Source organism: Cupriavidus gilardii, from assembly GCF_008801915.1.
Lineage (GTDB): Bacteria > Pseudomonadota > Gammaproteobacteria > Burkholderiales > Burkholderiaceae > Cupriavidus > Cupriavidus gilardii.
Window position 1 is genome coordinate 221,269 of the sequence record NZ_VZOV01000004.1, and the last position, 18,546, is coordinate 239,814.

An 18,546-nucleotide genomic window follows, 5' to 3' on the forward strand; every position below is an offset into this window, starting at 1 on the left:
TCCACCACATCGTCCGCCGCACCGTCCGCCGGCTCCGCCGAGGAACGCGCGGAGCGCGGCCAGCCGCGTGATCTGGGCCAGCCGGGCGACCTGCTGGCCCACGGCCGCGCGATCCTCGCCGAGCAGCCGTTTTCGGTGCTGCTCGGCGCGGAGCTGACCGCGCTGACGCCGCAGCGCGCCGAGCTGCAACTGCCGCTGCGCCAGCCGTTGCAGCAGCAGCATGGCTTCGCTCACGGCGGCGTGGTCAGCTATCTGGCCGACAACGCGCTGACCTATGCCGGCGGCGCGGCGATGGCCGCGCCGGTGGTGACCTCGGAATACAAGATCAATTACGTTCGCCCGGCATTGGGCGAGCGCCTGATCGCGCGCGCCGAGTGCGTCAGCCGCGGGCGGCAGCAGGCCGTGGTCCGTTGCGATGTCTTCGCCGTCCGGGACGGCGAGGAAAAGCTGTGCGCGGTCGCGCAGGGCACCATCGCGCGGATGGGCGAGGCGGGCTGAGCGGTACTCTTGTTGGGAGAGGGCAACCTACGCCCCCATCCCGCTATCCATTCCCATCCCAAGGAGCGGCAATCGCCATGTCGTTGATCCTTTCCCGCCGCGACCTCGATTTTCTGCTCTACGAGTGGCTCGATGTCGAATCGCTGACGCGCATTCCGCGCTATGCCGACCACTCGCGCGAGACCTTCGACGCCGCGCTCGATACCTGCGAGAAGATCGCCACCGATCTGTTCGCGCCGCACAACAAGAAGAACGATCAGCAGGAACCGCATTTCGACGGCGACACCGTCACCATCATTCCCGAGGTCAAGACCGCGCTGAAGGCGTTCTGCGAGGCCGGCCTGATGGCGGCCGGGCAGGACTACGAACTGGGCGGCATGCAGCTGCCGGTGGTGGTCGAGAAGGCCGGCTTCGCGTATTTCAAGGGCGCCAACGTCGGCACCAGCTCCTATCCGTTCCTGACCATCGGCAACGCCAATCTGCTGCTGACGCACGGCACGCCGGCGCAGATCGAGACCTTCGTCAAGCCCGAACTGGAAGGGCGCTTCTTCGGCACCATGTGCCTGTCCGAGCCGCAGGCCGGCTCGTCGCTGTCGGACATCACCACGCGCGCCGAGTACGAGGGCGAATCGCCGCTGGGCGCGCAATACCGGCTGCGCGGCAACAAGATGTGGATCTCGGCCGGCGAGCACGAGCTGTCGGACAACATCGTGCATCTGGTGCTGGCCAAGATCCCGGGCCCGGACGGCAAGCTGATTCCCGGCGTCAAGGGCATCTCGCTGTTCATCGTGCCCAAGTTCCTGGTCAATGCCGACGGCTCGCTGGGCGAGCGCAACGATGTCGTGCTGGCCGGCCTGAACCACAAGATGGGCTATCGCGGCACCACCAACTGCCTGCTGAACTTCGGCGAGGGCACGCGCTACCGTCCCGGCGGCAAGGCGGGCGCGATCGGCTATCTGGTCGGGCAGCCGCACCAGGGCCTGGCGTGCATGTTCCACATGATGAACGAGGCCCGCATCGGCGTCGGCCTCGGCGCGGTGATGCTCGGCTATACCGGCTATCTGCACGCGCTGGACTACGCGCGCAACCGGCCGCAGGGCCGGCCGGTCGGCCCCGGCGGCAAGGACCCGTCCAGCCCGCAGGTCAGGCTGGTCGAGCATGCCGACGTGCGCCGCATGCTGCTGGCGCAGAAGAGCTACGTCGAGGGCGGGCTCGCGCTGAACCTGTACTGCGCGCGGCTGGTCGACGAGGAGCGCGCCGCCGCCACGGCCGGCGATACGGCGGAACATCAGCGCCTCGCGTTGCTGCTCGACATCCTGACCCCGATCGCCAAGAGCTGGCCCTCGCAATGGTGCCTGGAGGCCAACAGCCTGGCGATCCAGGTGCACGGCGGCTACGGCTATACGCGCGAGTACAACGTCGAGCAGTTCTATCGCGACAACCGGCTGAACCCGATCCACGAAGGCACGCACGGCATCCAGGGTCTGGACCTGCTCGGGCGCAAGGTCGTGATGAAGGACGGCGCCGCGTTCAAGGCGCTGGGACAGGTGGTGCAGGCCACCATCGAGCGCGCCATGGCCAGCGGCGACGATGGCCTGGCCACGCATGGCAAGGCACTGGCCGCGCGCGTCGCGCGGCTGGCCGACGTCACGTCCCAACTGTGGGCGGCCGGCGATCCGGCGGTGACGCTGGCCAATGCCTCGGTCTATCTGGAAGCGTTCGGCCACGTGGTGGTCGCCTGGATCTGGCTGGAGCAGGCGATGCTGGCGCACACCGCGCTGGCGGCGCTGCCGTCGGACCATGCGGACGCTGGCTTCTATCGCGGCAAGCTGGCGGCGGCGGATTACTTCTTCCGCTGGGAACTGCCGAAGGTCGGCCCGCAGCTGGATCTGCTGGCGTCGCTGGACCGCACCACGCTCGACATGCAGGACGCCTGGTTCTAGGACCGGCGCATCGCGAAACGCCGGGACAAGACATCGGACACCGAGACAAGGAGGGGACACCATGAAAACGATCGCACAACTGTTCGACCTGAAAGGGCGCACCGCGCTGATCACCGGCGGCTCGCGCGGGCTGGGCCTGCAGATCGCGGAGGCGCTGGGCGAGCAGGGCGCGCGGCTGGTGCTGTCGGCGCGCAAGGCCGACGAATTGAAGGCCGCGCAGGAACATCTGAAGGCGCGCGGCATCGAGGCCGACTGGATCGCCGCCGACGGTTCGCGCGACGACGAGATCGCGCGGCTGGCCGACGAGACGCTGGCGCGCCTGGGCCACGTCGACATCCTGGTCAACAATGCCGGCGCAACCTGGGGCGCGCCCGCCGAAGACCATCCGGTCGAGGCCTGGGACAAGGTGATGAACCTGAACGTCCGCGGCCTGTTCCTGCTGACGCAGCGCATCGGCAAGCAATCGATGATTCCGCGCCGCTATGGCCGCATCATCAACGTCGCGTCGATTGCCGGGCTGGCCGGCAACCCGCCGGGCACGATGGAGACGATCGCCTACAACACGTCCAAGGGCGCGGTGGTCAATTTCACGCGCACGCTGGCGGCCGAATGGGGCGAGCACAACATCACCGTCAATGCGCTGGCGCCGGGCTTCTTCCCGTCGAAGATGACGCAGGGCTCGCTGGCGCGGCTGGGCGTCGACAAGATGTGCGAGGGCGTGCCGCTGCATCGGCTGGGCGACGACGAGGACCTGAAGGGCGCCGCGCTGCTGTTCGCGACCGAGGCCGGCAAGCACATCACCGGACAGATCCTGGCGGTGGATGGGGGCGTCAGCGCCGTTTGAACCGCGGCGCGCCGGACCCACCCCTCTGTCAGCCCTCTGCCCATGAGGGGAGAGGAGGAACACAGTGGCCTTGCCCGAGTGCGCCACCGGATGGCTTCCCTTTCCCGCTTGCGGGAGAGGGAAGACCACCACCGAGGGACAGGGCAAGCAGCGTATCCCCACCGACCCCTTGGCCATCGCCACCCCCTGAGGACCATCACACCATGACCGAGCCCCGCAAAGGCTTCCCGATCCCGATCCCCTTCGTCGATAACCTCGGCCTGCGCTGCACGCACATGGGCGGCGGCGTCAGCGAACTCGAGCTGGAAGTCGAGCAACGCCATCACAACGGCTGGGAAATGGCGCACGGCGGCGTGCTGATGACGCTGCTCGATGTCGCGATGGCGGTGGCCTGCCGCTCGGCCGATACCGAGGACGGCCGCGGCGTGGTGACCATCGAGATGAAGACCAGCTTCATGGCGCCGGGCCGCGGCACGCTGATCGCGCGCGGCGACTGCGTGCATCGCACCACCTCGATGGCGTTCTGCGAGGCGGAGATCGTCGACGCGGACGGCAAGCTGGTGGCGCGCAGTTCCGGCACGTTCAAGTACGTGCGCCGCTCGCCGCCGCAGCGTGCCGACACCGCGGCGGATACCGGCGCCGAAGGCTGACGCTGCCCGGGGTCGAGAGTATGGCGGTACCAACCTGATCCAAAGAGAAAAAACAAATGGAGACACCATGCAGGCCAATCGACGCGGGCGTACGCGCCTTCGCCATCGCGGTCGCCGTATCGCTTGCTCCGTGCTGTCCGTCGCGGCAGTGCTGCTGACCGCCATGACGACGCCCACGCAAGCACAGACGCCACCCGCGCGCACCTATGCCGACGCGGCCGCGACCGATCCCATCACGCTGGGATGGATGCAGGGCTTTCCGCCGGCGCCGGACAAGGTCATCAGCTTCAGCGGCAAGAGCAACGGTTTCCCACGGCACCGCTGGACCTTCTCGCATGTGCGCGAGCTGGTGCCGACCGTCTCGGTCTGGCGCGGCCCGGGCCCCGTTTCGGCACTGCCGCGCGCCGAGCGCGATATCGGCGGCGTTCCGTTCGTCGATGCCGACGGCACGCGCCGCACCTTCGCCGACATGCTGGCGCTGACCTATACCGACGGCATCCTGGTGATGCACAAGGGCAAGGTCGTCTACGAGAAATACTTCGGCGCGCTGCAGCCGCAGCTGCCGCACGCGGCGTTCTCGATCACCAAGAGCTTCGTCGGCACGCTGGCGGCGATGCTGGCGGTCGAGGGCAAGCTGGATCCGAGCGCGCCGGTCACGCGCTACGTGCCCGAGCTGGCCGACACCGCCTATGGCGACGCCACCGTGCGCCAGGTGATGGACATGACGATCGGCGTCAAATTCTCCGAGGACTACGCCGATCCGAAGGCGGAGGTCAACGACTATGCGCGCGCCGGCGGCATGATCCCGCGCGCGCCCGACTATGCGGGCCCGCGCACCTTCTACGAGTTCCTGACCACGCTGCGCAAGGAGGGCGAGCACGACCGCGCCTTCGCCTACAAGACCGTCAATGCCGAGGTGCTGGCGTGGATCGTCCAGCGCGCGTCGCGCGTGGCGCTGCCGAAGCTGATGTCCGACAAGCTGTGGCAGCCGCTCGGCGCCGAGGAGGACGCCTACTTCACCGTCGACAGCATCGGCACGCCGGGCGGCGGCGGGGCGATCAGCACCACGCTGCGCGACCTGGCCCGCTTCGGCGAGGCCATGCGCAACGACGGCCGCTTCAACGGGCGCCAGGTGATCCCGAGCGCGGTGGTGGCCGAGATCCGCGGCGGCGGCGACCGCGCGAAGTTCGCCAAATCGGTCTATGCTCATCTGCCTGGCTGGAGCTATCGCGATATGTGGTGGGTCTCGCACGACGATCACGGCGTGTTCGAGGCGCGCGGCATCTTCGGCCAGCGCATCCATGTCGATCCGAAGGCCGAGATGACCATCGTGCGCTATGCCTCGCACCCGATCGCCGGCAATGCCGCGAATGACCCGATCACGCTGCGCGCCTATCGTGCGCTGGCGCTCGCGCTGATGCAGCGCTGAGCGGCAGGATCGACACCAGATCCGACGCCAACATCGAAGTCCAACGTCCCACGACTCCCTGACAAAGGAAAGCCCATGTCCGACACCTACAAGCGCATCGTCCTCGCCTCCCGTCCCAGCGGCGCCGTCTCGCCGGACAATTTCCGGCTCGAGCAGGTGCCGGTACCCGAGCTGGCCGACGGCCAGGTGCTGGTCCGCAACCACTATCTGTCGCTCGATCCGTACATGCGCGGCCGCATGAACGAAGGCAAGTCCTATGCGACACCACAGCCGCTGAACGAGGTGATGATCGGCGGTACCGTCGGCGAGGTGGTGGCCTCGCGCAATCCGAAGTACGCGGTCGGCGACAAGGTGCTGGGCATGTTCGGCTGGCAGGAGATGGGGGTCAGCGACGGCAGCGGCATGCAGAAGGTCGACACCAGCCGGATCCCGCTGTCTGCCTATCTGGGCGCGGTCGGCATGCCCGGCGTCACCGCCTGGTACGGCCTGAACCGCATCATCGCGCCGAAGGCCGGCGAGACCGTGGTGGTTAGCGCGGCCTCGGGCGCGGTGGGCAGCGTGGTCGGGCAGCTCGCCAAGATGGCCGGCTGCCGCGCGGTCGGCATCGCCGGCGGCAAGGAGAAGTGCGACTACGTGGTCAACGAGCTGGGCTTCGATGCCTGCGTCGACTACAAGGCGGCGTCCGATCCCAAGGCGCTGTACACGATGCTCAAGGAAGCCACGCCGCAGGGCGTCGACGGCTACTTCGAGAACGTCGGCGGCGAGATCCTCGATGCCGTGCTGTCGCGGATGAACCCGTTCGGCCGCATCGCGGTGTGCGGCATGATCGCCGGCTATGACGGCGAGCCGCTGCCGATGAAAAATCCGCAGCTGATCCTGGTGTCGCGGCTGAAGATCGAGGGTTTCATCGTCTCCGAGCACATGGACGTGTGGCCGCAGGCGCTGTCCGAGCTCGGTGGCGCGGTGGCGCAGGGCAAGCTCAAGTTCCGCGAGAGCGTCGCGCAGGGGCTGGAGAGCGCGCCCGAGGCCTTCATGGGCCTGCTCAAGGGCAAGAACTTCGGCAAGCAGCTGGTCAAGCTGATCTGATCGGCCCTCGTTATCCGCTCATTAGCCGCAGGAGACCGCGATGAACGCTCCCATCCAGGCACCGCAGCGTGCCGGCCGCACCGACGAGATCGGTGCCGATCTGCCCGAGGAAATCAAGGCCAAGTACCGCGTGCTGCCGCGACCGCCACGCTTCGAGACCCATGCCGAGGAGCGCCTGCATCGCAAGCAGCGGCTCGCGGCGGCCTTCCGGCTGTTCTCGAAGTTCGGCTTCGACGAAGGCGTGGCCGGCCATATCACCGCGCGCGACCCCGAGTTTCCCGATACCTTCTGGGTCAATCCGTTCGGCGTCCACTTCAGCCAGGTCAAGGTGTCGAACCTGATCCGCTGCGACCATCACGGCAACGTGGTCGAGGGCGATCACCCGGTCAACGCCGCCGCCTTCGCGATCCACTCGCGCGTGCACCAGACCCGCGAGGACGCGGTCGCCGCCGCGCATTCGCACAGCACCTATGGGCGCGCCTGGTCGACGCTGGGCCGGCCGCTCGATCCGCTGACGCAGGACGTCTGCGCCTTCTACCAGGACCATGCGGTCTACGACGACTTCGGCGGCGTGGTGGTCGAGCTGGACGAGGGCCAGCGCATCGCCAATGCGCTGGGGTCCAACAAGGCCGTGATCCTGCAGAACCACGGCCTGCTGACCGTGGGCCGCACGGTCGACGAGGCGGCCTGGTGGTTCATCACGATGGAGCGTTCGTGCCAGGTGCAGCTGCTGGCCGAGGCGGCCGCGGCGCGCACGGGCGGCGCGCCGAAGACGATCTCGGACGCGGCCGCGCGCCAGGCCTACTCGATCGTCGGCACCGCGCAGGCCGGCTGGTTCCAGTTCCAGCCGCTGTACGCGCGGATCGTCAAGGAACAGCCCGACCTGCTCGACTGACGCGCGAAGGAGACCGCCATGAAGCAGTTCCAGGAAAGGGTGGCCGTGATCACCGGCGGCGCGTCGGGATTCGGCAAGGAATTCGCGCGGCTCGGGGCGGCGCTCGGCATGCGGCTGGTGCTGGCCGACGTCCAGCAGGACGCGCTCGATGCCACCGTGGCCGAGCTGCGCACGCAGGGCGCGCGCGCGATCGGGCTGCGCGTCGACGTATCGAAGGCCGAGCAGGTGCAGGCGCTGGCCGATGCCGCGATCCAGGCCTTCGGCGAGGTCAACCTGCTGTTCAACAATGCCGGCGTCGGCGCCGGCGGGCTGGTCTGGGAGAACTCGCAGAAGGATTGGGATTGGGTGCTCGGCGTCAACCTGCACGGGGTGATCCACGGCGTGCGCATCTTCACGCCGCTGATGCTCGAGGCGGCCGCGCGCGACGCCTCGTACGAGGGCCATATCGTCAATACCGCATCGATGGCGGGGCTGCTGAACCCGCCGGCGATGGGCATCTACAACGTGTCCAAGCACGCCGTGGTGTCGTTGTCCGAGTCGCTGTACCAGGACCTGGCACTGGTGACCGAACAGGTGCATTGCTCGCTGCTGTGCCCGTATTTCGTGCCGACCGGCATCCATCAGTCGCACCGCAATCGCCCCGCGGACCTGAGCAACGAGGCGCCGCCGACGCGCTCGCAGCGCGTTGCGCAGGCACTGTCGGACAAGGCCGTCACGTCGGGCAAGGTCAGCGCGGAGGACGTGGCCCGGATGACCTTCGACGCCATCCGCGAGCAGCGCTTCTACATCTATTCGCATCCGCACGCGCTGGCGCCGGTGCAGCAGCGTTTCGAGGACATCGTCGGCCAGCGCAATCCCGGCGATCCGTTCGCCGGCAAGCCGCAGGTGCGCGACGAGCTGGTGGCGGCGCTGCGGGGCTGAGGCAGGCGATTCGCGCGCAGGCACGGAGCGTGCATCGGCACGGCCGGCGCCTCGCCCGCATGGGGCGGGCGGGACGACAACGGCAAACCACAGAGAGGAGACCATGAGCACTTCGGCCGTGATCCATCATCTGCAGTACGCCTCGCTGCCGAATGGCACGCGGCTGCACTATGCCAGCGCGGGCCAGCGCGGCAAGCCGTTGATGCTGTTCGTCCACGGCTTCCCCGAGTTCTGGTACGCGTGGGAAGCCCAGCTCGCCGAATTCGGCCGGACCCATTTCGCGGTTGCGCCCGATTTGCGCGGTTTCAATCTGTCGAGCAAGCCCGCCGCGGTCGAGGCCTACAAGCCGCGCCATCTGGTCGAAGATCTGGTCCAGTTCGTCGCGGCGCTCGGTTATGACCGCTGCGTGGTGGTCGCGCACGACTGGGGCGGGGCGGTGTGCTGGAACCTGGCGATCCAGTTTCCGGCGCTGGTGCAGCAGCTGGTCATCATCAACGCGCCGCACCCGTATCTGTTCGCCCGCGCGCTGGCCGAGGACCCGCAGCAGCAGGCGGCGTCGGCCTATATGAACTGGCTGCGCAAGCCGGGCTGCGAGGAGGTGCTGGCGGCCGACAACCATGCGAAGCTGGCCGCCTTGCTGTCGGGCGGCGACGCGCCGCCCGACTGGTTCAGCGGCGACACGCGCGACAAGTATCTGGCCGCGTGGTCGCAGCCGGGCGAGGGCGGTTCGCATCCGCTGACCGGCAGCGTCAACTACTATCGCGCCTCGCCGCTGCATCCCCCGGCGCCGGGCGAGCCGCCGCCCGATCTGTCGCGCCTCGATCCGGAGGCCTTCGTCGTGCGCGTGCCGACGCTGGTGATCTGGGGCGAGAACGATCGCGCGCTGCCGAAGTCGCTGGTCGACGGGCTCGACCGCTTCGTGCCACAGCTGCGGCTCGAACGGATTCCCGAAGGCACGCACTGGGTCGTGCACGAGCAGCCGGAGCGGATCAATCTGCTGATCCGGAGCGCGTTGAGCTAGCGAAAGGGACGGGGGCAAGGGCGTCCCTTGACCCGCCGGTACATCAAAGCCCGCCAAACGCCCCCAGCCGCTCCCGGTACAGCCGGTAGTTCTCGTCGTCGAAGCAGACGAAGGTCACCTGTTCGATGGTGTCGGCGTCGGCCAGCGCCTCGCGCACCGCGGCGATCGCGATATCGGCGGCACGTTCGCGCGGAAAGCCGTAGACCCCGGTGCTGATATTGGGGAACGCCAGCGTGCGCAGCCGATGCTCGGCCGCGAGCTTGATGCTGCTGCGATAGGCGCTGGCCAGCAGCGCATCCTCGTTGTCGCTGCCGCCGCGCCAGACCGGGCCGACCGCGTGGATCACATAGGGCGCCGGCAGCAGGCCGCCGGTCGTGATCACCGCCTCGCCGGTCGGGCAGCCGCCCTGGCGCTCGCGGATCTCGCGGCAGGCCGCCATGATGGACGGGCCGCCGGCGCCGTGGATCGCGCCATCGACGCCGCCGCCGCCCAGCAGCCCGCTGTTGGCCGCGTTGACGATGGCATCGACCTCCATCCGCGTGATATCGCCGTGCACCACCTGCAAGTGTTCGCCAGCCATGCCTGCCTCCTTGCGCCCGATGCGGGTGGCATCGGATCGAGCCTTACACGATTGCGCCCTACACCGACTGCGTCTTACATCCACTGCGGCTTACATCCACTGCGGCTTACATCAACCGCGGCTTACATCAACCGCGGCTTGCAGCGGTTGAGCCCTACATCGATTCCGCCAGCATACGCCGGTAGTCGTCGGCGCTGGCCTCCTTCGGATTGGTCTTGTGGCAATGGTCGGCCAGCGCGCCGGCCACGACCTTGTCGAACATCGCCTCGGTGACGCCCATCGCGGCCAGCCCGGTCGGCAGGCCCAGCCGCGCGGTCATGTCGTACACCGCCTGCGCGACATCGGCGTCGGCCGGCAGATGCATGGCGCGGCGCAGGCGGCCATAGCGGTCCTCGCGCACGATGCTCGGCGCATCGGCATTGAAGCGCAGCACCGCGGGCATTACCACCGCGTTCAGCGTGCCGTGATGCAGGCCGGTGCGGCCGTCGATCTTCAGGCCGCCGAGCGGGTGCGACAGCGAATGCACGCAGCCCAGCCCCTTCTGGAACGCCATCGCACCCTGCATCGACGCGCTCATCATGTTCAGCCGGGCCTCGCGGTCACTGCCGTCGCGCGTGGCGCGTTCGATATGGGTCCAGGCGCGCTCCAGGCCGTCCAGCGCGATGCCGTCGGCGGGCGGGTTGAAGGCCGGGGCCAGGAAGGTTTCAATGCAATGGGCGATCGCGTCCATGCCGGTGGCGGCCGTCAGCCCGGGCGGCAGGCCCAGCGTCAGCTCGGGATCGCAGATGGCCGACCTGGGCAGCAGGTGCCAGGAATGGAAGCCGAGCTTGCGCCCGTCCTCGAGGATGATGATCGCGCCGCGCGCGACCTCGCTGCCGGTGCCCGAGGTGGTCGGCACCGCGATCAGCGGCGCGGCGCGCTCGGTGATCCTGCCGCTGCCGCCCTCGATGGTGGCGTAGGTGGTCAGCTCGCCCTCGTGCGTGGCCAGGATCGCGATCCCCTTGGCCAGATCGATCGAGGAGCCGCCGCCCACCGCGATAAGCCCGTCGCAGCCCTCGCTGCGGTATTGCGCGGCGGCCTGGCGCACCATCGCCTCGGTGGGGTTCGACGGGGTGTCGTCGAACACGGCCACCGGCAGCCCGGAGAGCGCGTCGATGGCGCGCTGCGCGATGCCGGCGGCGACCACGCCCTTGTCTGTGACCAGCAGCGGCCGGCGGATGCCGATGCGCTCGCATTCGGACTTCAGCAGCTTGACCGCGCCGAAATCGAGATGGATATGGGTCAGGTAATAGATAAAGGCCATCGTGCTTGTCTCCGTGATTGTTATGTGGGCGAGGGCGCGCGGGTGGCGGCTGACGGATGCGTGCCATGCCGGCGCGGCGGTGCAGAGCCGGGCCCGGACGATTGTCGCAGCGTTTTCAATCGGGTGGGGAGGGGGCAAACGCGGTGTCGCATTGCCACATTTTCCACGCCGATATGCCCACAAAGCGCTGGCATCATACTAAAATCGAACGCTCGTTCACAATTCGAACTTCACCGGAATTCCAGCGCGCAGGCCATGGCCGTACCGCGTGCACCGCATCGCTTCATGTCAGCCGTCCCGTCCGCGTTCCCCGCGCCCTCCGCGTCATCGCTGCCGCCCGGCATGCCGGCGCAGCCGCTCGATCCGCAGATCGCGCAGCTGCTCGACATGGTGGCGCGCGCCAAGCGGCCGCCGCTGCATCATCTGGAGCCGGCCGACGCGAAGATCGCCTACGAGAAGAGCGCGCTGATCCTGGACGTGGCGCCCGCGCCGGTGCACAGCGTCGAGGACATGACGGTACCGGCGCGCGACGGCCATCCGATTCCGGTACGGCTCTATGCGCCGCGCGAGGCCAGCTGGGCCGACCCGTTGCCGCTGCTGCTGTACTTCCATGGCGGCGGCTTCACGGTGGGCAGCATCGCCACGCACGAGCCGCTGTGCCGGCTGCTGTGCGCGCGTGCCGATGCGATGGTGCTGTCGGTCGACTACCGGCTCGGACCGCAATGGAAATTCCCCACGGCCGTCGACGATGCGTTCGACGTGCTGCACTGGGTCTTCGAGCAGGCGCCGCGGCTGGGCGTGGATGCGAATCGCATTGCGCTGGGCGGTGATAGCGCCGGCGGCACGCTGGCGGCGGCCTGCGCGGTCGAGGCGCGCGACCGCGGCCTCGCGCCCGTGCTGCAGATGCTGCTGTATCCCGGCACTAGTGCGCGCCAGGACACGCCGTCGCAGCGGGCGCTGGCCGACGGCTATCTGTTGACCGCGTCGATGATCCAATGGTTCTTCGCGCAGTATCTGGACCGCGAGCAGAGCCGCGACGACTGGCGCTTTGCGCCGCTCGACGGCGGCGGCAGCGGTGCGGATGTGGCCGGGTGCTGTCCGGCCTGGATCGCGGTGGCGGGCTACGATCCGCTGCACGACGAAGGCGTCGCGTATGCCGGCAAGCTGCGCGCCGCGGGCGTGCCGGCAGAAGTGGCGGACTACCCCGGCATGATCCATGATTTCTTCAAGCTGGGACGCTTCGTCCCGGCAGTGGCGCGCGCGCATGACGATGCCGTGCGCGCGTTGCGGACGGCCTTCGGCACCGCGCCGCCCATCTAGGGCCGCGCTCGATGCCAAGCCAAGGCGGTCGCAGAACCCCGGTTTTTTCAGGCAATCCACGAGTACCCGAGCAGTACCTTGTAGCAACAGGAGACGACTACAGATGCAACGCCGCCACTTCCTCGCCCGCGCGGGCGCCATCGCCGCCGCCGCGGTAACCGGCCTGGCCGCCACCCCCGCGGCCCACGCCCAGGCGGACAATTTCCCGCAGAAGCCGATCCGCCTCATCATCGGCTATACCGCGGGCGGTTCCACCGATATCCCGTTCCGCGTGCTCGCGGAGAACGCCTCGAAGATCCTGGGCCAGCCGGTGATCGTCGAGAACAAGCCCGGTGCCGGCGGCGTGCTGCCGGCGCAGATGATGCAGGCCACGCCGCCCGACGGCTATACGCTGGCGCAGATCCCGCTGCCGGTGTTCCGCCTGCCGTACACGACCAAGATCAACTGGGACCCGGTCAAGGACCTGACCTATGTGATCAACCTGGCCGGCTATGCGTTCGGCCTGGTCGTGCCGGCCGATTCGCCGATCAAGACGATGCAGGAGTACATCGCCTACGCCAAGGCCAATCCCGGCAAGCTGACCTACGGCACGCCCGGCTCGATGACGACGCTGCATCTGACGATGGAAGAGCTGGCGATGAAGCAGAACGTCCAGTTCTCGCACATCCCGTTCAAGGGCAATTCCGAGTCGATGCAGGCGCTGCTGGGCGGCCACGTGATGTCGGTGGCCGACACGCCGGCCTGGGCGCCGTACGTCGAGCAGGGCCGCCTGCGCCTGCTGTCGGTGTGGGGCGACAAGCGTTCGCCGCGCTTCCCCAATGTGCCGACGCTCAAGGAGCTGGGCCTGGGCATCGTGCAGACCTCGCCGTTCGGCCTGGCCGCGCCCAAGGGCACCGACCCGAAGATCGTCAAGAAGCTGCATGACGCGTTCAAGCAGGCGATGGAGATGCCGAACTACCGCGAGTCGCTGGCCAAGTTCGACATGGAGCCGTTCTACATGAACAGCGAGCAGTACGCGAAGTTCGCGGCCGATACGGTCAGGAAGGAAAAGGCGATCATCGAGAAGCTGGGCCTGGCTCGGCCGCAGTAAGCCGCGGCAGCAATATGCGCGCTGGCCCTCGCCGAGGGCCGTTGATCCCGTCGTCCCCGCGCAGGCGGGGACCCAGTGGCTTGCCTCGCCACGCGGAAATGGGAAAAGCCGCTGGGCCCCCGCATTCGCGGGGGCGACGAATTCCCGGACGCTGTCTTACCCGAGGACCCCGCATGGCCAAGGAAGAATATCGCCACAGCATGCCGCTGCGCGTGCGCTGGGCCGAGGTCGATCCGCAGTCGATCGTCTTCAACGCGCATTACCTGACCTATTGCGATATCTGCGTGACCGAGTACTGGCGCGCGGTCGGTATCCGCTATCCCGAGGACGTGCTGCACGCGCATGGCGTGGACATGTACGTCGTCAAGTCGACGCTGGAGTACCACGGCTCGGCGCGCTTCGACGACATGCTCGACATCCGCGGCCGCATCGCGCGCATCGGCCGCTCCAGCATGCTGTTCCGCGTCGAGATGTACCGCGGCGACGAGCATTTGATCACCGGCGAGATCGTCTACGTCTGCGCCGATCCGGCGACGCAGCGTTCGGCGCCGGTGCCGGCGGCCGTGCGCGAGGCGATCGTCGCGTACGAGACGGTGGCGCCGGAGCAGTAAGCCTGCCCATCTCGACAAGATGACGGGCCGCGGCACGGGCCACCCCCGCGTCCCCTGAAAGATCGGCGCGACGCGAGTATCATGCCGATCCTCGCCAACCGACGCGTCATCCTTTCATCATGACCCTCACCGTTCGCCTGCTGCCCTGGTCCGAAGCGCGCGAGACCGCGCGCGCGATCCGCTATGCCGTATTCGTCGAAGAGCAGGGCGTACCGGTCGAACTCGAATGGGACGAATGGGACGAGCCGAGCTGGCATGCGATTGCCTATGACGCGCAGGGCGTCGCGGTGGCAACGGGCCGGCTGCTGCCCGACGGCCATATCGGCCGCATGGCGGTGCTGGCCGGCGCGCGCGGCACCGGCGTCGGCGCCCGCGTGCTCGATGCGCTGATGGCCAAGGCCGAGGCACTCGGCTATCCCGAACTGGTGCTCAACGCGCAGTCGCATGCGGCGCCGTTCTACGCGCGCGTCGGCTTCCAGCAGGTCGGCGAGCCGTTCGAGGAAGCGGGCATTCCCCATATCGAGATGCGCAAGCGGCTGCGGGGCTAGCCTCCAAGGGCGCGAGACGCTCGAGCGTCGCTCTAGCGTCGCTCGCGCGTCAGCCATCGGCCGACGGCCGCGGCGGCGGCGGTATGAGACCATGCATGGCCATACCGCGCCGTACCCACCGTTTCGCATGAACGACCTGTCCACCGATCTGCCGCGGCCGTCCGCTTCGTCGCAGCCGCATTCCCCCGCACCGGCCGATCCGCCGCCGGTGCGCACCGCGCCGGCCACCTGGGCCACGATGGCGCTGTTCTTCGTCAATGGCGCGACCTTCGCCACCTGGGGCGTCCATATTCCAACGATCAAGGCGCGCTTCGGCCTGTCCGATGCCGTGCTGTCGATGGCGATGCTGGCGGTGGCCTTCGGCGCCATCGTCGCGATGGGTCCGGTGGGCCGCTGGATCTCGCGGGTTGGCAGCACGCGCGCCTGCATGTCGGGCGGCGTGGCCTATGGCGTGGCCACCATCGCGATCCTGGCGATGCCGCATTTCTACGCGCTGGTGCCCGCGCTGATCGCGTTCGGCATGGCCAGCGCCGTGTTCGACGTCGCGATGAACGCGCAGGCCGCCACGGTCGAATCCCGGCGCCACAAGCCGATCATGTCCGCGTTGCACGGCATGTTCAGCCTCGGCGGCATGGTCGGCGCGGCCGTTGGCGGGCTGTTGCTGTCGCTGCAGGTTCCACCGCTGGAGCACGCAATCGGCATGGCGCTGCTGACCGCCGGCGTGGGGCTGGCCTCGAAGCGCTGGCTGCTGCCCGACCATCCGACCGCGCCGCACGCCGACAAGGGGCACGACCATGCGGGCCGGGCACTGTGGCTGCTGGGTTTGATGGCGTTTCTCGGGCTGGTGGGCGAGGGGGCGATGTACGACTGGACCAGCGTCTACATGCGCGAGATCGCGCAGGCGCCGATCGCCTGGATCAGCTTCGGGTATGCGGCCTTCTCGGGCGGCATGGCGATCGGCCGCTTCACCGGCGATCTGGCGCGGGCGCGCTGGAGCGACGCCGGCACGCTGACGGCCAGCGCCTGGCTGGCTTTCGTCGGCATCAGCCTCGCGCTGCTGTGGCCCGCGCCCTGGGCGAGCCTGCTGGGCTTCGCGATGATGGGCCTGGGGGCGGCCAATATGGTGCCGATCTTCTTCGTCGCGGCGTCGCGGCTGCCCGGGGTGCCCCCGGCCGAGGGCATCTCGCGCGTGGCACGCTTTGGCTATATCGGGCTGATGCTGGGGCCGGTGATGATCGGCGGCGTCGCGCATGCCAGCGATCTGCGCTATGGGCTCGGCCTGGTGGCGCTGACGATGGGATGGATCGCGCTGGCTGGGGCGCGCACGGTGCGGCGCTATCTTGCCGCCTGACAGCGCAGACACCGCGACCGCTGGACTTTAGCGCGGCGCCGGAATCGTGCCCGCGCTGCTGACCACGTTCATCTGGCCCTGGTACGAGACCTCGCCGATCGGTCCGGACGCATCGAAGCTGCGCTCGCTCAGGTCGAAGCGGCCATCGTGGCGTACGCGCAGCACCGTGCTGGCGCGCGTCCCGTAAGACGGCGAACGGATAAAGGCCGACGACAGCAGCTTTTCCCATTCGGGCGCGACGCCGGTCTGCGGCAGCTCGAAATCGCAGGCCTGGCGGGTATCGGCCAGCAGCGCCAGATAGGGCTCGACGCTGGCATGGGGCGCGCCGGTGTCGGCGGCCAGCGTCTCGGCCAGCGCGCCGACGCGGCTGCGCACCTTGGGCCACGGCGTGTCGAGCAGCGCGTTCGACAGCCCGTACAGGCCGGGCTTGAGCCGCTGCGGGGCGCCATCGGGCGAGCGGTTGCTGTACCACCACAGCGCGTCGAGATCGCCCGCGAGCAGGTTGAAGCCGTTGTAGGCGCCGGGGCTGCGGATGCCGGCGCCGCGCGCGAGATCGCCGACGTATTGTTCGGGCGACGCCTCGCCGCGCAGGAAGCCGGCCACCAGTTCGCCGCGCGAGCGGGCATCGGTGCGTTTCTCGGAAGGCGCGCGGTAATTGGTCAGCGCGGCAAAGCGACCGCCCGCGGTCACGCCCATCCAGGTGCCCGGCTCGCCGATCACGTCCGCCTGGTCGCGGCCGGCCAGCACCTCGGGCGCGTCGTCCCACCAGTGCGCCGGTGCCGCCGGGCGGACATAGAATTCATCGCGATTGGCCGCGACCACCAGCGCATAGTCGGGGTGGGCCTGCCAGGCGACGAGGATCAAACACATAAGCCATTCCTTGTTGCGGGCCGCCGCATCGCTGTGGGCGGCACCGCGCTACAACAGGTCCAGGTCGACGAAGCGTTCGACCTGGCGCTCGCCTTCGAGCCAGTGCTGCAAACCGCTTTGCCGCCACAGGCCGTCGAGCGTCGCATCGAAGGCCGGTGGCACGTCGGCGTAGGCCTCCATCCAGGTCTGCAGGCCGGCGCGGGTTTCGGGCCTGCGCATCAGCGTACCACCGATCCCGGTGGCTTCGGCCACCGTGGCCATCCACCGGTGCCAGTGCGGCAGCGCCTCGGCGGCATCCTGCTCGCGCACGCGGAAGTAGACGAACAGGTGCTCGCTCATCGTGGCGTCTCCTTGCGGCGTCTTGCTGCGGGCCGTGGGAAGGCCGGCCTCAGGCGGCCGGATCGGTCGCCAGCAGCGGCACCGGGTAGGGCAGCTCGCCCACGGTGATCGCCAGCCCTTCGGCATGGCCCAGATGCAGGCTCGCGCCGGCCGCATCGATCTTCAGCTCGGCCAGCGCGTCCCAGCCGGCGCCGTCCGGCTTGGGCGCCGCGTTGACGATCATGCCGCTCGGCTGTCCGGGATCGTCGGCACGATAGATCTCGGCGCCTTCGTCCGGCGTCTCGCCTTCGCCGCTGACCAGCCACATGCGGCGCTTGAGCGTGCCGCGGTACTGGCTGCGCGCGACGACTTCCTGGCCCGGGTAGCAGCCCTTGCGGAAATTGACGCCGCCGATCAGCTCGTAATTGATCATCTGCGGCACGAACTGTTCCTGGGTGGCGACGACGATGCGCGGGATGCCGGCGCGGATCTCGAGCCAGTCCCACAGTTCGGCATCGGCTCGCAGCAGCGTGGTGCCCAGCGTTTCGCGCAGGGCATCGGCCTGCGCGGCAGGGGCCACGACCTGCCAGCGCGGCACGCCGTCGGCGTCGGGCAGGCGGATCACGGTCGCCTCGCCGGCGCCGGCGGTGCTCCAGGGTTCTGCCGGCGCGGGCAGGCCGGCGGCCGCCAGCGCGCTGTCACCCTTGGCGCCGGCCACGCCGACGATGCCGGCCTCCGCGCCCAGGTCCGACAGTCTGGCCTTGGCGCGCAGCACGAACATCGACAGCCGCTTCTGGATTGCCGGCTGCAGGTCGGCCGACAGCTGCATGGCGATGCCCTGCGCGTCGCGCCAGATCAGCAGCGTCGCCAGCAGGCGGCCCTTGGGCGAGCAATAGCCGGCCAGCCGGGCCTGCCCTTGCGGCAGGTCCTCGACGGCGTTGGTCAGCTGGCTGTGCAGGAAGGTGGCGGCATCATCGCCGGCCACGCGGATCAGGCCCAGATCGGCGGGGCGGCAAACGACGCCGTCCTGGCGCAGGGCGGCGAACTGGGCGGCGCGGGCGGGATTGGGGGCGTGCATGGATGGACTTCGATTCGGAGCCGGCGCGCGGGCCGGCACGGGTTGGCGGATGGCTTGTGCAGGGCCTGTCACAACTTGTGACTCGGTGAGCGGCGGCTCCTGACAAGGCTCCCGGTATTATATGGGTCTGCCGCCATTGCGGCCGGCGGCCGACTTCGGTCACCTGTCGAGCCTGCGGCGCGCCGCCTGC

General features: G+C 68.9%; 19 protein-coding genes. 14 read left to right on the forward strand and 5 right to left on the reverse strand.

The genetic code is table 11. The annotated features are described in order from the left end of the window. Positions 1–72: 72 nt before the first annotated feature. From F7Q96_RS08195 to F7Q96_RS08235, 9 genes are all read left to right on the forward strand, one after another. On the forward strand, positions 73–498 hold the full coding sequence (locus tag F7Q96_RS08195; RefSeq protein ID WP_053823106.1) for a PaaI family thioesterase: 426 nt from the start codon (positions 73–75) through the stop codon (positions 496–498). 77 nt (positions 499–575) lie between these two features. Beyond that, positions 576–2,441: an acyl-CoA dehydrogenase gene (locus tag F7Q96_RS08200; RefSeq protein ID WP_053821887.1), complete on the forward strand. Its 1,866-nt coding sequence runs from the start codon at positions 576–578 to the stop codon at positions 2,439–2,441. Positions 2,442–2,502: 61 nt separating this feature from the next. After that, complete coding sequence (locus F7Q96_RS08205) at positions 2,503–3,285, forward strand: SDR family oxidoreductase (protein ID WP_053821886.1); 783 nt, start codon at positions 2,503–2,505, stop codon at positions 3,283–3,285. Between the two features lie 203 nt (positions 3,286–3,488). Beyond that, positions 3,489–3,935, forward strand: coding sequence for a PaaI family thioesterase (locus F7Q96_RS08210; protein WP_053821885.1), 447 nt, complete (start codon positions 3,489–3,491; stop codon positions 3,933–3,935). Between the two features lie 163 nt (positions 3,936–4,098). Then, positions 4,099–5,364, forward strand: a complete 1,266-nt coding sequence (locus F7Q96_RS08215) for a serine hydrolase domain-containing protein (protein ID WP_226994876.1) — start codon at positions 4,099–4,101, stop codon at positions 5,362–5,364. A 75-nt stretch (positions 5,365–5,439) separates the two neighbouring features. Further along, on the forward strand, positions 5,440–6,450 hold the full coding sequence (locus tag F7Q96_RS08220) for an NADP-dependent oxidoreductase (RefSeq protein WP_053821883.1): 1,011 nt from the start codon (positions 5,440–5,442) through the stop codon (positions 6,448–6,450). 40 nt (positions 6,451–6,490) lie between these two features. After that, complete coding sequence (locus F7Q96_RS08225; RefSeq protein ID WP_053821882.1) at positions 6,491–7,345, forward strand: class II aldolase/adducin family protein; 855 nt, start codon at positions 6,491–6,493, stop codon at positions 7,343–7,345. Positions 7,346–7,363: 18 nt separating this feature from the next. Further along, entirely contained in the window at positions 7,364–8,266 is a 903-nt protein-coding gene (locus F7Q96_RS08230; RefSeq protein ID WP_053821881.1) for an SDR family oxidoreductase, read from the forward strand. A 103-nt stretch (positions 8,267–8,369) separates the two neighbouring features. After that, positions 8,370–9,287 carry an alpha/beta fold hydrolase gene (locus F7Q96_RS08235; RefSeq protein WP_053821880.1) on the forward strand — a complete coding sequence of 306 codons (918 nt, stop codon included), beginning with the start codon at positions 8,370–8,372 and terminating at the stop codon, positions 9,285–9,287. A 43-nt stretch (positions 9,288–9,330) separates the two neighbouring features. On the opposite strand, the gene F7Q96_RS08240 is transcribed toward F7Q96_RS08235, so the two are convergent. Next, positions 9,331–9,867 carry an O-acetyl-ADP-ribose deacetylase gene (locus F7Q96_RS08240; RefSeq protein WP_053821879.1) on the reverse strand — a complete coding sequence of 179 codons (537 nt, stop codon included), beginning with the start codon at positions 9,865–9,867 and terminating at the stop codon, positions 9,331–9,333. Between the two features lie 154 nt (positions 9,868–10,021). Then, positions 10,022–11,170, reverse strand: a complete 1,149-nt coding sequence (locus F7Q96_RS08245; protein ID WP_053821878.1) for an iron-containing alcohol dehydrogenase — start codon at positions 11,168–11,170, stop codon at positions 10,022–10,024. Between the two features lie 342 nt (positions 11,171–11,512). Between F7Q96_RS08245 and F7Q96_RS08250 the strand changes: the two genes are divergently transcribed. From F7Q96_RS08250 to F7Q96_RS08270, 5 genes are all read left to right on the forward strand, one after another. After that, complete coding sequence (locus tag F7Q96_RS08250) at positions 11,513–12,490, forward strand: alpha/beta hydrolase (protein WP_420889257.1); 978 nt, start codon at positions 11,513–11,515, stop codon at positions 12,488–12,490. A 103-nt stretch (positions 12,491–12,593) separates the two neighbouring features. After that, a complete protein-coding gene (locus tag F7Q96_RS08255; RefSeq protein WP_053821877.1) occupies positions 12,594–13,580 on the forward strand; it encodes a tripartite tricarboxylate transporter substrate binding protein in 987 nt (328 codons plus the stop codon). A gap of 173 nt (positions 13,581–13,753) precedes the next feature. Next, positions 13,754–14,191 carry a YbgC/FadM family acyl-CoA thioesterase gene (locus F7Q96_RS08260; RefSeq protein WP_053821876.1) on the forward strand — a complete coding sequence of 146 codons (438 nt, stop codon included), beginning with the start codon at positions 13,754–13,756 and terminating at the stop codon, positions 14,189–14,191. A 119-nt stretch (positions 14,192–14,310) separates the two neighbouring features. Beyond that, the gene (locus F7Q96_RS08265) at positions 14,311–14,739 is read left to right on the forward strand and encodes a GNAT family N-acetyltransferase (RefSeq protein WP_053821875.1); all 429 of its coding nucleotides are present in this window, start codon (positions 14,311–14,313) and stop codon (positions 14,737–14,739) included. Positions 14,740–14,977: 238 nt separating this feature from the next. Continuing rightward, the gene (locus F7Q96_RS08270; RefSeq protein ID WP_053823104.1) at positions 14,978–16,090 is read left to right on the forward strand and encodes an MFS transporter; all 1,113 of its coding nucleotides are present in this window, start codon (positions 14,978–14,980) and stop codon (positions 16,088–16,090) included. A 27-nt stretch (positions 16,091–16,117) separates the two neighbouring features. Here F7Q96_RS08270 and F7Q96_RS08275 read toward each other — a convergent pair whose 3' ends face one another. From F7Q96_RS08275 to ygfZ, 3 genes are read right to left on the reverse strand one after another with little or no spacing between them, the layout of a single operon-like run. Further along, entirely contained in the window at positions 16,118–16,960 is an 843-nt protein-coding gene (locus tag F7Q96_RS08275; protein WP_053821874.1) for an NRDE family protein, read from the reverse strand. Positions 16,961–17,008: 48 nt separating this feature from the next. Continuing rightward, positions 17,009–17,299 carry a DUF4936 family protein gene (locus F7Q96_RS08280; RefSeq protein WP_053821873.1) on the reverse strand — a complete coding sequence of 97 codons (291 nt, stop codon included), beginning with the start codon at positions 17,297–17,299 and terminating at the stop codon, positions 17,009–17,011. A 49-nt stretch (positions 17,300–17,348) separates the two neighbouring features. After that, the gene (gene ygfZ, locus F7Q96_RS08285) at positions 17,349–18,356 is read right to left on the reverse strand and encodes a CAF17-like 4Fe-4S cluster assembly/insertion protein YgfZ (protein WP_053821872.1); all 1,008 of its coding nucleotides are present in this window, start codon (positions 18,354–18,356) and stop codon (positions 17,349–17,351) included. Between the last annotated feature and the right edge of the window lie 190 nt (positions 18,357–18,546).